General features: G+C 64.1%; 14 protein-coding genes. 8 read left to right on the top strand and 6 right to left on the bottom strand.

What is annotated here, in order from left to right:
* The first annotated feature begins 183 nt into the window (after positions 1-183).
* The 6 genes from IPF85_RS05185 to IPF85_RS05160 all read left to right on the top strand — a co-directional run bounded on the left by IPF85_RS05185 (position 184) and on the right by IPF85_RS05160 (position 4,783).
* Positions 184-990 carry a hypothetical protein gene (locus IPF85_RS05185; protein WP_343407002.1) on the top strand — a complete coding sequence of 269 codons (807 nt, stop codon included), beginning with the start codon at positions 184-186 and terminating at the stop codon, positions 988-990.
* Positions 915-2,057, top strand: coding sequence for a radical SAM protein (locus IPF85_RS05180; protein WP_343407001.1), 1,143 nt, complete (start codon positions 915-917; stop codon positions 2,055-2,057). Before IPF85_RS05185 ends, IPF85_RS05180 begins: the two co-directional genes overlap by 76 nt.
* A gap of 7 nt (positions 2,058-2,064) precedes the next feature.
* Positions 2,065-2,874, top strand: a complete 810-nt coding sequence (pgeF, locus tag IPF85_RS05175; protein ID WP_343407000.1) for a peptidoglycan editing factor PgeF — start codon at positions 2,065-2,067, stop codon at positions 2,872-2,874.
* 16 nt (positions 2,875-2,890) lie between these two features.
* Positions 2,891-3,610 (top strand): YggS family pyridoxal phosphate-dependent enzyme, encoded by a 720-nt coding sequence (locus IPF85_RS05170; protein ID WP_343406999.1) that lies wholly within the window; start codon positions 2,891-2,893, stop codon positions 3,608-3,610.
* A gap of 91 nt (positions 3,611-3,701) precedes the next feature.
* Positions 3,702-4,529 (top strand): pyrroline-5-carboxylate reductase, encoded by an 828-nt coding sequence (gene proC / locus IPF85_RS05165; RefSeq protein ID WP_343406998.1) that lies wholly within the window; start codon positions 3,702-3,704, stop codon positions 4,527-4,529.
* Positions 4,526-4,783, top strand: coding sequence for a YggT family protein (locus IPF85_RS05160; protein ID WP_343406997.1), 258 nt, complete (start codon positions 4,526-4,528; stop codon positions 4,781-4,783). The genes proC and IPF85_RS05160 overlap by 4 nt, the downstream gene beginning before the upstream one ends.
* Positions 4,784-4,866: 83 nt before the next feature.
* On the opposite strand, the gene IPF85_RS05155 is transcribed toward IPF85_RS05160, so the two are convergent.
* Both IPF85_RS05155 and IPF85_RS05150 read right to left on the bottom strand, forming a co-directional pair.
* The gene (locus IPF85_RS05155; RefSeq protein ID WP_343406996.1) at positions 4,867-5,220 is read right to left on the bottom strand and encodes a nucleoside triphosphate pyrophosphohydrolase family protein; all 354 of its coding nucleotides are present in this window, start codon (positions 5,218-5,220) and stop codon (positions 4,867-4,869) included.
* A gap of 14 nt (positions 5,221-5,234) precedes the next feature.
* Complete coding sequence (locus tag IPF85_RS05150) at positions 5,235-6,011, bottom strand: A24 family peptidase (protein WP_343406995.1); 777 nt, start codon at positions 6,009-6,011, stop codon at positions 5,235-5,237.
* A 192-nt stretch (positions 6,012-6,203) separates the two neighbouring features.
* Between IPF85_RS05150 and IPF85_RS05145 the strand changes: the two genes are divergently transcribed.
* Positions 6,204-6,974 (top strand): hypothetical protein, encoded by a 771-nt coding sequence (locus IPF85_RS05145; protein ID WP_343406994.1) that lies wholly within the window; start codon positions 6,204-6,206, stop codon positions 6,972-6,974.
* Between the two features lie 36 nt (positions 6,975-7,010).
* Here the strand turns inward: IPF85_RS05145 and IPF85_RS05140 are convergent, their stop codons facing one another.
* Entirely contained in the window at positions 7,011-8,051 is a 1,041-nt protein-coding gene (locus IPF85_RS05140; RefSeq protein ID WP_343406993.1) for a 2-dehydropantoate 2-reductase, read from the bottom strand.
* A 221-nt stretch (positions 8,052-8,272) separates the two neighbouring features.
* Between IPF85_RS05140 and tsaD the strand changes: the two genes are divergently transcribed.
* Positions 8,273-9,292, top strand: a complete 1,020-nt coding sequence (gene tsaD, locus IPF85_RS05135) for a tRNA (adenosine(37)-N6)-threonylcarbamoyltransferase complex transferase subunit TsaD (protein ID WP_343406992.1) — start codon at positions 8,273-8,275, stop codon at positions 9,290-9,292.
* Between the two features lie 21 nt (positions 9,293-9,313).
* Here tsaD and IPF85_RS05130 read toward each other — a convergent pair whose 3' ends face one another.
* From IPF85_RS05130 to IPF85_RS05120, 3 genes are all read right to left on the bottom strand, one after another.
* Entirely contained in the window at positions 9,314-10,903 is a 1,590-nt protein-coding gene (locus IPF85_RS05130) for a UDP-N-acetylmuramoyl-L-alanyl-D-glutamate--2,6-diaminopimelate ligase (protein WP_343406991.1), read from the bottom strand.
* 73 nt (positions 10,904-10,976) lie between these two features.
* Positions 10,977-11,477 carry a hypothetical protein gene (locus IPF85_RS05125; protein ID WP_343406990.1) on the bottom strand — a complete coding sequence of 167 codons (501 nt, stop codon included), beginning with the start codon at positions 11,475-11,477 and terminating at the stop codon, positions 10,977-10,979.
* Positions 11,478-11,512: 35 nt separating this feature from the next.
* Positions 11,513-12,970: an NADH-quinone oxidoreductase subunit N gene (locus IPF85_RS05120; protein ID WP_343406989.1), complete on the bottom strand. Its 1,458-nt coding sequence runs from the start codon at positions 12,968-12,970 to the stop codon at positions 11,513-11,515.
* Between the last annotated feature and the right edge of the window lie 3 nt (positions 12,971-12,973).

Genomic DNA, 12,973 nt, shown 5'->3' with positions numbered 1-12,973 from the left:
ACTGCGCCCGGACTTCCGAAGCCTGCGAGACTGCGGAAGCCTTAGGTTGACATCACGCCCGGACTTCCGAAGTCTGCGAGACTTCGGAAGTCTTTTTGTTGGCACCCCTCAGCGGACGTGCTATAATGTCACGTCACGGAACAAACTGACAAATCTTATGATTATGGCTATAAATCACGCAATATGAAGTGGAATCAGATCGCGCAAGCCAAAGCGCAGCTCGACAAAGAAAGCGGCGCCGTCTTCAAGGACTGGGGCGGACGCTTGCGGGTCGCGCTGGCCTTTCCCAACACCTACTACGTCGGCATGTCCAGCCTGGCGCTGCAAATCATCTACCAAACCTTCAACGCCCTGCCCGATGTCGTTTGTGAACGGGTCTTTTGGGATAAGGACGGACGCCAGGCCGGCCGCTCGCTCATCTCCCTGGAATCGCAGCACGACATAGACGCTTTTGACGTGCTGGCCTTCACCATCTCCTACGAGATGGACTATTTCAACGTGGTGGAGATGCTCCTGCAGGCAGGCATCCCGCCCCTGGCGGCCGAGCGCAGCGCGGACGCCACGCCGGATGGCCCCACCTGGCCCCTCCTCATCGCCGGCGGCCCGGGGGTCACCATGAACCCGGAACCGATGGCGCCCTTCTTCGACGCTATTGTCATCGGTGAAGGCGAAGAAGTCATCCCTCAACTCACGCAAATCTTCCGCGCCCAGATCAACGACAACCGCCTTGACCTGCTGGCAGTCCTGGACCAGATCCCCGGCGTTTACGTCCCGCTGCTGAGAGCGGAGAACAGAGACTGGAGAGCGGAGAGCGGAGACCGGAGAGCGGAGAGCGGAGAGCGTCCTCCACCCACAATCTCCAATCTCCAATCTCTAATCTCCAATCTCCTCCTCCGAAAATCCAACGCCTCTGGGTGCGCGACCTGCAAGCGTATCGGACCGCATCTGCGCTCTACACGCCTGACACCGAATTTGCCAATCTGCATCTGATAGAGATTGCGCGCGGCTGCGGCCGCGGCTGTCGTTTCTGCCTGGCCGGTTATGTCTACCGCCCGGCGCGTGAACAGCCGCTCGCCCGCCTGCTGGACTGGGCCAAACAAGGCTTGCAGCATGGCGACCGCATCGGCCTGGTCAGCGCGGCCGTGTCCGATCACACCGAAATTGATGAAATGGCTGTGGCGTTGCGCCAACTGGGCGCGCGCATCTCCGTCTCTTCGATGCGCACCGACCCGATCAGCGTCCCGCTGGTGCGCGCCCTGGCCGAGAGCGGCACGCAAACGCTGACCATTGCGCCCGAAGCTGGCAGCCAGCGCCTGCGCAACGTCATCAACAAGACGCAGGGCGTGGATGATCTGATGGCCGCAGTAGAACTGGCGGAGGCGCTCAAGTTCCCGCAGCTCAAGCTCTACTTCATGATCGGGCACCCCACCGAGACCGATGAGGACATCGAAGCCCTGGTGCAATTCACGCTCGCCGCGCGCAAGCGCTTCAAGCGCCGCCTGGCGATCAACGCGACACCCTTTGTACCCAAGGCGCACACCCCCTTCCAATGGATGGCGATGGCCGACGAGAGCACCCTCAAGCGGCGCCAGGCCATGATTGACAAACGCCTGCGCCCCCATCAAGTGGCCGTGCGCGCCGAGAGTCCACAGTGGGCGCAGGTGCAGGCAGTCCTGGCCCGCGGGGATCGCCGCCTGGCGCCGGTCCTCCTGGCCCTGGCCGCGCAAGGCGACCTGACCATTCGCAGCTTTCACGCCGCGCTGGCAGACGCCGGGCTGGACGCATCGCAGTTCATCGGCGAGTTTGCGCACGATCGGCCGCTGCCCTGGCGCATCGTCGAAAGCGGGGTCAGCGACAACTTCTTCGATTACGAATGGCGCCTGACCCAAAAGGGCGAGACCGGCAGTCACTGCCCGCCCGATTCGGCCGGCTGTTTGACCTGCCAGGCGTGCGATCCGGCCTGGGCCTTTCGCTTTAGCGACGGCAAGCCGGCGAAGCGGATCGGCACTCACACGTCCGCGGGCGTGCTGAAGACCCCCATTGCGCTGCTGGGTTAGCCGGCAGATGAGCGAGAGAGCGACGACGGTGCCGATCACCAGCCTGCACGACATCCCTGTGTTTCAATTTTCCAGCCTGGCCGGTCACGCGGGCCTGGTGTACGCCATTTCCACGCGCCGCGGCGGCGTCAGCCCCGCGCCCTGGGATTCGCTCAACCTCAGTCACACCCGCGGCGATGACACGGCGCGGGTCAACGAAAATCATCGCCGCTTGTGCGCGGCCTTGAACGTACCGGCCGACGCGCTGACCAACGCCTACCAGGTGCATGGCGCGCAGGTGGGGTTGATTGGGCCGGCGCAGCGCGGCCAGCGCCAGATGGACACCGACGCCCTCATCACCGCCACGCCTGACACACCCCTGCTCCTGCGCTTTGCCGATTGCACGCCCATCCTGCTCTACGACCCGGTGCATCATGCGCTCGGCCTGGCCCATGCCGGCTGGCGCGGCACCGTGGCCGGCATCAGCACGGCGACGGTGCGCGCCATGCAGACCGCGTTCGGCAGCCGTCCCGCCGATCTGCTGGCGGGGATTGGCCCGGCCATCGGCCCGTGCTGTTACGAGGTGGGCGATGAGGTGGTGGAGGCTGTGCAGCAGGCGTTCAGCAACCCCGCCGCGCTCTTGCCGCCTGGCCGGCGCACCCGGCGCCACTTCGATCTGTGGGCGGCCAATACGCAGCAGTTGCGGGAAGCCGGCGTCCGCCAGATCGAAAGCGCCGAGCTGTGTACGGCATGCCACCACGATTGGTTTTTCTCGCACCGCGCCGCGGCCGGCCGTTGCGGCCACTTCGGCGCCATCGCCATGCTGGCGGCCAGATGAGCGGAGCATGATCATCATGAACAGGGAACCATTGGCAGAGAATCTGGCGCGGGTCAGGGCACGCATGGCAGCCGCCGCGCAGCGCGCTGGGCGCGACCCGTCCGCGGTCACGCTGGTGGCCGTGAGCAAGACCCACCCCGTGGAGGCCATTCAAGCGGCCTACAGCCTGGGCGTGCGTGATTTTGGCGAGAACCGGGTGGAAGAAGCGCTGCCGAAGATGGCGGCCGTACAGGCATGGTTGGCGCAGCAGCCCGGCGCGCAGCCGATTACCTGGCATCTGATCGGTCATCTGCAGAGCCGCAAGGTGGCGGCGGCCGTTGGCCCGTTCGACCTGATCCACTCGGTGGATCGAATGAAAATTGCGCGCAAACTGTCACAGCAGAGCCAGGCCCGTGGTCTGGAGCAGGCCATTTTGCTCGAAGTCAATGTGGCCGGGGAGGCCAGCAAGTACGGCTTCCGTATCGAGGAGATTGGCCCGGCGCTGGCAGAAATCGCGGCGCTGCCGCATCTGCACGTCGCCGGCTTGATGACGATGGCGCCGCTGGCCGCAAACCCCGACGAGGTGCGGCCGGTTTTTCAACGCCTGCGCAGCTTACGCACCGCGCTGGCGCAGCGCGCACCGCAGTTCGAGCGCAGTCAGCTCTCGATGGGCATGACCGATGACTTCGAGACCGCCATCGAAGAAGGCGCGACCCTGGTGCGCATTGGCCGCGCGATCTTCGGCGAGCGCGAGTAACGCAATCCGCCGGATTGCCTTCTGGCGAGCGCCAGGCGTCACAACCCCCTGTCACGCAATCCGCCGGATTGCAAACACGAAAGAATGACAAATGCTACACGAAACAACGATTTCCTTCATCGGCTCCGGCGTGATGGCCGAAGCCATGATCAAAGGGGTGCTCGATCAACGCCTGACCAGCAGCGATCGCATCCTGGCGGCCGGCCCGCGCGCCGATCGTGGCTATGCCCTCAGCGAACGCTACGGGATTCACAGCACCACCAGTAACCTGGAAGCCGCCCGCGCCAGCGAGATCGTGGTCTTCAGCGTCAAGCCGCAGGTGCTGCCCAAGGTGCTGCGTGAGTTGAACGGCCACATCGCACCGGAGACTCTCGTCTTGTCCATCGCCGCGGGGACGCGCATCCTCGCCATCAGCCGCGGGTTGGGCGGGCATCAGGCCATCGTGCGCGCGATGCCCAACACCCCGGCCCAACTGGGCAAAGGCATCGCCGTCTGGACCAGCACGCCGCAGGTCAGCGAGGTGCAGCGCCAACAGGCGGATCAGATGCTGGGCGCGCTGGGTGAGGCAATCTGGATGGAGGACGAGGCTTACCTGGACATGGCGACCGCGCTCAGCGGCACCGGGCCGGCCTACGTCTTTCTCTTCATCGAGGCGTTGATTGACGCCGGGGTCCACCTGGGCTTCTCGCGACGGGTCGCGGAGCAGTTGGTGCTGCAGACCATGGAGGGTTCGCTGGCGGTGGCGCGCACCAGCGCCCGCCATCCGGCCACCTTGCGCAACATGGTCACCTCACCCGGCGGCACGACAGCCGAGGCGTTGTATCAGTTGGAGAAGGGCGGCCTGCGCACGATCGTCTCGAAGGCAGTCTATGCCGCCTATCAAAAATCGAAGTTACTCGGGGAGTTGAGTGAGAAATGATTTTCCTGCGTCAGTTCATCGTTCTGCTGTTCGGCGCGTTGCAGTTTGCCATCCTGATCCGGGTTCTGCTGACCTGGTTCCCCAACCTGGATCGGTCGAACCCACTGGTGCAATTGCTCAGTTCGGTCACCGATCCGATCCTGGAACCGGCCCGACGCCTGATTCCCCCCTTCGGCGGCCTCGACATCTCGCCCATCCTGGTCCTGTTTGCCCTGCAATTGCTCGAATCGGTCCTGCTGCGCGTCTTGTCCTGAGCTAAAATTGCCGGTTTTCGATTTGCGATGGCCGATGGCCGGTCTGCACTTTGCACTTTGCACTTTGCACTCTGCACTCTGCACTATTCAGCCTTCCTCCCTCCCTCGTCCACTCTCCGCATGCTGTGCGCAGGGGAGAAGCCGTCGGGGTAGCGGAGGAGGAGTTTGGCGATGTTGGTGGTGGCAACCTCTTCCAGCTCGACGCCAACCTCCTGGGCCAACACCGCCAGGTACCATAGCACGTCGCCCAGTTCCTTCACCAGTGCGGCATGGTCAAGTTCATGCTCATGGTACAAGTGCTTCTTCATGTCTTCGGCGATTTCGCCGGCTTCGCCGATCAGGCCCAAGGCCCAGTTCGCCAGGCGGTCGCGACGGGCGCGCTCCGGGCCGATGTTGGCGGTGCGTAAAGCCGCCCGCTGATAGTCGTTGAAATTCATAAGTCGTTCTCCTCTTAGCCCAGCAGCAGCGCCCAGAGGGCGCCGAGGACCAGGAAGGGGCCATAGGGCAAGGCGCGCCCCGGCTTATAGCGGTGTTGGATGATCTGCCAACCGATGACAACCAGGGCTGCCAGGGCGCCAGCGATCAAGGTGACAAACAGGGCCTGCACGACACCGGGGTAACCCGTGACCAAACCCACCAGCGTCGCCAGCTTGACATCACCCATGCCCAGTCCTGGCCCGGTGCCCGCCTTGAGCAGGGCCGCAAAGAGGGCGCCGGCGATGAAGAACACCGCGAAGGCCGCCAGGGCGACGCCACCTCCCACCAGGGCGTTGGGTAGGCCGCCGACCTGGCCGGTGGCGCCACGCGGGCCGAGACCCAGCGCGCTCGCCGCGGTCGCCACCAGGATCATCGGATAGACGATGGCGTTGGGAATGCGCAGGTGTTCCACATCAATGGCCACGATCAGACTGCCGACCGCCAGGTAAAGGCTGTCCAGGCCGAGGCGCGGCGTCCAGCCTTCGGCCAGCCACAGGAGCGGCAGCCCAATCGCCATGACCAGCTCGACCAGCGGCGGTCGCAGCGCCAGGCGCCCTGCGCACGCGGGACAGCGTCCGCGTTGGCGCAGCCAATGCAGCGCTGCCAACGGAGGGGCGGCCACAGGCTGGGCGCAGTGCGGGCAGGGGCGTGCCTGGTCTGGTCGCAGAAAGCGAGGCCAGCCATCGGCCAGCCCGTTGATGGCAAGTGCCAACAGCAGGCCCATCACAAACAAGAGTATGAGATCGAGCATAGGTATCAACCAATCATTTCTCGCATGATCCAACGCGTCGTTTGACACGGGACGCTGACCACATTAGAATGAAGCACCGAGGGCGGCTGGTCGGCGTGGGCGTGACCGGCGCCAAACTTCAACCATGGACCATTCTTTTGCAAGCACCGGATTATCGTGATCGTATCAGTATTTTTCTCTGGGATCCTGGCCATGCTGGCGACCGGACTCTTTGTGCAACTGCCGGCCCGCACCATGACCTGGATCATTTTTGGCACTCCCCTCAGTATTGATGTCAACACCTCGACCTTGCTGGCCATCCCGCTGCTGGTGCTGGCAGCGAGCGGCGTGCGGGCCGTTGTGCGGGCGCATCCGCGTGCCGCGGCCGGCGAGTTGCCCAACGCCTGGATCATGGCGGCGCTGCCGTGCGCTTTTGTGCTGACGGCCGCGCAGTTCCTCCCCCTGATTCAGGCGCGTGTGACCTGGCTCATCGTGCTGGCCCTGACCGGCTTCCTCCTGGCCGCCATCAGCATCATGATCTACCACACCATTGACGAGAACGATCGTGTCTATCACCTGGCGCGTGTCGCGCTCAATTTCATCACCTACGCCATTGCGCTGCTGCTGTTCCTCATCGTCTATCAATCACGTGCGCGCAGCGTGCTTTCCGGCACCCTGACGACGGTCATCGGCACGCTGCTGACCCTGGAACTGCTGCGCGGCGCCGGCGCAACCATCGCCCAACGCCCGGTATTGACCTACGGTTTGCTCTGCGGCCTGGTGCTGGGCGAAGCGATGTGGGTTCTGAACTATTGGCAATTGCCCGGCCTAACCGGCGGCTTTGTCGTCCTGTTGGTTTTTTACCTGCTGGTGGGACTGGCCCAGCAGGGCGTTGCCGGGACCTGGCGCCGCATGATCGTGTTTGAATTCCTGGCGATCGGCGCGGTCGGTGTGCTGCTGCTCTGGCAGTTCGCCCCGCGCTGATGCGGCCGCGCCGGCCATGTCCAAGTGAAAGTACCACTACCGCCGCGCCTCCTGCACCCGCTGCAGCAGCCGTGCGGGCTGATCGCGCCATTGCTCCCACGGCGTCTGGCCGGCGCTGAGCGCCTGCAGGGTCTCTGTCAGCACCCGGTTGACCGGCGTCCCGATCTCCGCGCTGGCTGCTGCCACCGCTCCGTTCAGATAGGCCACTTCGGTGCGTCCTTTGCCCGCGGCCAGGTCCAGATAGAGCGACGGCGCCTTGCCCCCGCGTGCGCCGCCGACCAGGCGTCCCAGGGCAAGGCGAATCACGGCAGGCGGCAGCGTTCGTATGAGCGGCGCCAGCCACGGAAACGGATAGCCACCCAGGGTGACGGGGCGGATGCGCTGAGTCGCCATGACGGCCAATGTCTCACGCCAGGCCGCAATCTCCAGGTCAGCCAGGCGAGGATCGGCCATGACCTGCGCTGGCAGCCACCCCAGGATCGCGCAGGTGGCATTGGCCAGTTGATTCATCAGCAGCTTGGTCCACTTGAGCGCCCGAAAATCCTCATAGACACGGGTCGGCAGCCCGGCCGCCGCAAACAGCGCGGCCAATGACAGCAGCGGGAACGCGTTGGCCCGCGGGTCAACTGCGGCCAGCGCGATCCGTCCGCGCCGCGTCACCTCGATGACGCCCGGCGCGGTCACCGTGACCGGCGTGGTGATCGCGCCCGCGATCACCCGCCCTGCGCCGAGAATGCCCGCCAGGCGCTCCTCATTGCCAACCCCGTTTTGCAGCGTCAGGAGCGGTGGCAGGTGCGGACGCCAGGGCGCCAGCTCGGCCATCACGGTGGCGGTGTCATAGGCCTTGACCGTCAGAATCGCGAGATCAAAGCTGGCGCCGCCGGCCAGCGCGGCGGCCAGGGAGGGCACGGCCTCCACCGTCACCGCGGTGTGCGTTTGCACGCCACTGCTCAGCGTCAGCCCGTGCGCCTGGATGGCCTCGACCACCGGCGGCCGGCCGATCAACGTCACCTGCTGCCCAGCCAGAGCCAGGCGCCCACCCACCAGGCAGCCAATCGCCCCGGCGCCAATAATCAAGGTCTTCAGTGTCGTCCTCCGTGTTCATCCCCGTTAATCCGTGGTACTGCCATCCTATACTGCAAGTGGGAATAGACCTCACTTTTTCGCCTAAGGAAACAGGCGCAATTCGTGCCCGCTTGCAGTACAACTGGCAAAAACCGGCAAAAGCGGCTATAATGCGGGCCGGTAGGGATATTCAACTCTGAGCATTCAGCTCTGAGCATTCAGCATTCAGAATTATGACAAGACTGATTCTCGGTATCGAAACCTCATGTGATGAGACGGCCGCCGCGGTGGTGGGGGATGGTCAGCACATTCTGTCCAACGTGGTGGCGACACAAATTGATCTGCACCGCCAGTACGGGGGTGTGTTTCCAGAACTGGCGTCAAGACAGCACATCCTGACCATCAAACCGGTCATCGAGCAGGCGCTGACAACCGCCCAGGTCGGCTGGCAAGACATCGCCGCGGTGGCGGTGACCTATGGGCCGGGGCTGGCCGGATCGCTGCTCGTCGGCGTCAACGCGGCCAAAGGCCTGGCTTGGGCGCGTGCCCTGCCGCTGATCGGCGTCAACCACCTCGAAGGCCACATCTATGCCAACTGGCTGCGGGCCGGCGGCAATACCGCGCCCCCGGTCCCTCCTGTGTTGGTGCTGATCGTCAGCGGTGGACACACCGAACTGATCCTGATGCACGAGCACGGTCGTTACACGCGCCTGGGCGCGACGTTGGACGATGCCGCGGGCGAAGTTTTCGACAAAGTGGCACGTCTGCTCGGCTTGGGGTATCCTGGGGGGCCGGCGCTGCAGAGGGCGGCCGAGGGCGGCCGGGCGCAGGCTTTCGATCTGCCGTTGGCGCTGCGCCATGATCCGAAGCACCGCTACAACTTCAGCTTCAGCGGTCTCAAGACGGCCGTGCTGCGTTTGACGCAGGCGCTCAAGGCAGACGGGGCGGCATTACCGGTGGCTGATCTGGCCGCCAGTTTTCAGCGGGCCGTCGCCGAGGCCCTCGTTGCCAGGATTTTGGTCGCCGTTGACGATTTCAAGGTCAATCAGGTCTGCGTTTGCGGCGGCGTTGCCGCCAATGTTGAACTGCGCCGGCAGTTAGCCGCCCGCTTGCCGGCGCCGCACGCGGTCCCGCCCATCTGGTTATGCACCGACAATGCCGCCATGATCGCCAGCGCCGGTTTTTATCGCTACGCTGCCGGTCAGCGCAGTGCTTGGGACCTGGACGTGCTGCCCAATCTCAAGCTCAACTGAGCATGGGCAGTGGACAAAGGGCTATGCGGCGGATGGCGCTGCAGGCTTGGGCCATGCCGCTCTGAGGGCGGCGCGCATGGCCTCTTGTTCGTTCCAGGGGGTCTCGGTGGCGCCAAAACACATCGAGCGCTCGTGGCCCTTGCCACAGGCGATGACCACATCACCGGTGCGCGCCAAACGGCAGGCAAACGCCAGCGCTGCCGCCCGATCATCCACTCGCCAGTACGTTTCACCCTCCTGTCCGCCGGCGTCCTGACAGCCGCATGCAATCTCCGCTGAAATGTCCGCAATCGCTTCCGTGCGCGGGTCCTCCGCGGTGATGACGGTGAGATCGGCCAGGCGCCCGCCAATGTGGCCCATCAGGTAGCGTTTGGCCCGGTCGCGCTGGCCCGCGCTGCCAAAAACGGCAATCAAGCGGCCCTCGGGCGCCACCAGCGGCCGGACGGTCTCCAACGCCCGTTGTAATGACACAGGAGAATGGGCAAAGTCAACGATGGCCAGGAATGGCTGGCCTTCATCGAGGCGTTCCATGCGCCCGACAACGCCGTCGAAGCTGGCAATGGCGACGCGCAGCACGTCCAACGGAACACCCAGGGCGAGGGTGGAGCAGGCTGCGGCCAGGATGTTGTAGATGTTGAAATCCCCGATCAGGCGCGTCGTGATCTGCGTTTGCAGGCCGTCCACGGCCAGGCCCAGGTCGTAAATGCTGTGCCCCAGGTCGAGCGTGAAGGTGGTGCAATCAGGGGCATGGGTGATGTCGGCTGCTTGCACGGCGCCGTTCTGCAAGCCATACGTCAGGCGTCGCAACGATGACCGTCCCTGGCTCAGGATGGCGTCCAGGAGGGGAAAACTGGCATCTTCGGCGTTGAGCACGGCTGTCTTGGTTGTCCCCATTTTTTCAACGGCCGCGCTCAAGTGCTGGAAGAGAATGCCTTTGGCGGCCGCGTAGTTGTCCCAGGTGCCGTGATAGTCGAGGTGCTCGTGGGTGATGTTGGTCACGATGGCCAGATCGAACTCGCAGGCATCCACCCGGCGCTGATGCAGCCCATGTGACGTGCTTTCGAGCACCGCGACCTCACAGCCGGCCTTGACCATCTCGGCCAGGTAGTGTTGGGTGTCCAGTGCATCCGGTGTGGTGACATGCAGGCCGGTATCGAGGGTGTGACCGCCGATGTCGGCTTGCACCGTGGTGACAAGGCCCACCTTGCGGCCGGCGCCGCGCAAGATGTGTGCGATGAGGGTGCCGGTGGTGGTTTTGCCGTCGGTGCCGGTGACGCCAATGACGGTGAGTTTGCGCGCGGGAAAATCATGCCAGGCGGCCGCCAGCCAGGCTAGCGCGCTGCGGCTGTTTGCAACCTGGAGATACGGTATCTCCGCGCCGCTGAGCGCGCCGCTCTCAGTCGGCGGAAGCTCGCCCACGATGGCGGCCGCGCCCTGCGCCGCGGCCTGGCCGATGAACTCATGACCGTCCACACGCAGGCCGAAAATGGCGACAAACAGCGTGCCGGGGCGCACCTGGCGTGAGTCGGCGGTGATGGAGGTGATGTCCGGGTCGCCCAGGCCATACTGGACGCTGTCGGTGAGCAAGAAAGTCAACTGACTGAGTCGCAAGGCAGCCTCGTTAGGTCAAAGTGCAAAGTACAAAGTGCAAAGCGTTTTCTCCGAAAACGCTTTGCACTTTGCACTATTCAGCGCCTACAGTCTCCTCAGCGTCGCTGCTGCGCTTCGAGCGGCGGCGCGCCCGCGTGGCGGTGTAGATGCGCAGGCCAGTCCAACCACAGGTGGGGTTGTTGCACAGATAACGCCGCATGGGCAGGAAGAAGCCGATGAGGCGGTCACCGGGTGCGCGGTGAACGCGATGCAGTTCCTTGCCGCAGCGCGGACAGGCCTTGTCGGACAGGGACGGCGCCTGGATGATGCGTCGCCGCATGCGCCAGCCCAGCACACCCACTGCTCCCAAGATCAGGACCAGGCCGGTGAGGTCAGAGGCTGTGCGGTTGCTCAGGAAGTTGAGTGTGGTTGTGATCATCGCGGTGATGCCACCAACCAGCGCCTTGCCCGCGCCACTCAGCCACAGCCACAGGCTCTGCCGGATGTTGAACCGTTCGACCAGGAGGAAAAAGCCGAGCAGGATCAGCAGGGTCAGGATAATTTCAAAACGATACTCACGCCAGATGCGTCGCATATTCGCCATTTCTTGTTGAAAGTTCAGCTGCTACGTTACAACGATGCCAGCATGGGCAGCACGGCTTCGGTGGCCCAGGTAATAAAAGGGCCGGGGAAGATGCCGATGACCAGCGTCATAATCATGGCGATGGCGACGACCGCCTGCACAGGCCGCGAGATCTTGAACGGGGTTCGCTCGCCCTGCGGCTCGAAGAACATGTAGCGCACGACGCTCAAGTAGTAGAAGGCCGCGATCGCCGCGTTGACCAGCGCCACAGCCGCCAGGGCGAACGCTTGGGTCTGGATGGCGGCGCCGAAGACGAAGAACTTGCCTATGAAGCCACCGGTGGGCGGAATGCCGGCCAGTGAAAGCATGAAGATGAGCATCATGATCGCGAGGAAGGGCTGGCGGGTGATGAGACCCGACCAATCCTTGAGTTCGACGCTGCCGGTGGCATCTTCGACTGCGGTCACGGTGATGAAGGCGCCGATGTTGGTGAAGAGATAGGCGAACAGATAGATCAGCACGCCGTTGATGCCGTTGAAGGCTTTACCCGGCTCGGACGTGGCGGCGACGAGACCGATCAGGATGTAGCCGGCCTGCGCAATGCTGGAGTAGGCCAGCAGGCGCTTGACGTTGGTCTGGCGCAGCGCGGCCAGGTTGCCCAGGGTCATGGTGGCCATGGCGATACCGGCCAGGATGGCGGTCCACTGCGTCTGCACGGCGGGCAGAGCCACCAACAGGACGCGCAGGAGCAGGGCAAAGCCGGTAGCCTTGGAGGCCGTGGAGAGGAAAGCCGTGACCGGCGTTGGCGCACCATCGTAGGTGTCGGGCGCCCACTGATGGAACGGCGCCAGGCTGGCCTTGAAACCAAAGCCGGTGATGACCAGAATGGATGCCGGTAAGCCCAGGGAGGCTGTCAGGCCCTTCGTGTTCTTGAAAGCGGCGGCAATCTCGGTCAGGTAGATGCTGCCGGTGGCGCCATAGAGCAGCGACAGGCCATAGAGCATGACGCCGGAGGCGACGGCGCCGTAGAGGAAGTATTTGATGGCGGCTTCGCTCGAGCGCTTGTCGTCGCGAATGAAACCGGCCAGCACATACGACGTGATGCTGAGGAATTCCATGCCCAGGTAGATCAGCACCAGGTTGTTGGCGCTGACGGCAACGGTCATGGCCAGGGTGGCGGCCAGAAGCATGGTGTAGAACTCGCCCTGATGGCGGCTGCGAGACTGCATGTAATCGCCGGCCGCGGTGACCACCAGGATCATGACGATGATGACGAGCACCTTGAAGAAGACGGCGAAACCGTCCACGGTCATCATGGTCAGCGCAGTGGCGTCTTGTCCGAGCAGGGCCAGGCTGGCAACCAGGGCCAGCACGAGACCGACGAGCGCAATCCCCTGGAAGAGATGGGTGCGCGCGGCGTCGCGATAAACCAGGTCGAGCAGGAAGATGACCAGCCCGGCCAGGAAAATAATCAATTCGGGTGCCAGGAGCAGCAGAGGGTTCACGAT

This window comes from Candidatus Amarolinea dominans, from assembly GCF_016704685.1.
Classification (GTDB): Bacteria; Chloroflexota; Anaerolineae; order SSC4; family Amarolineaceae; genus Amarolinea; species Amarolinea dominans.
This window is presented reverse-complemented; position numbering and strand designations above follow the sequence as displayed.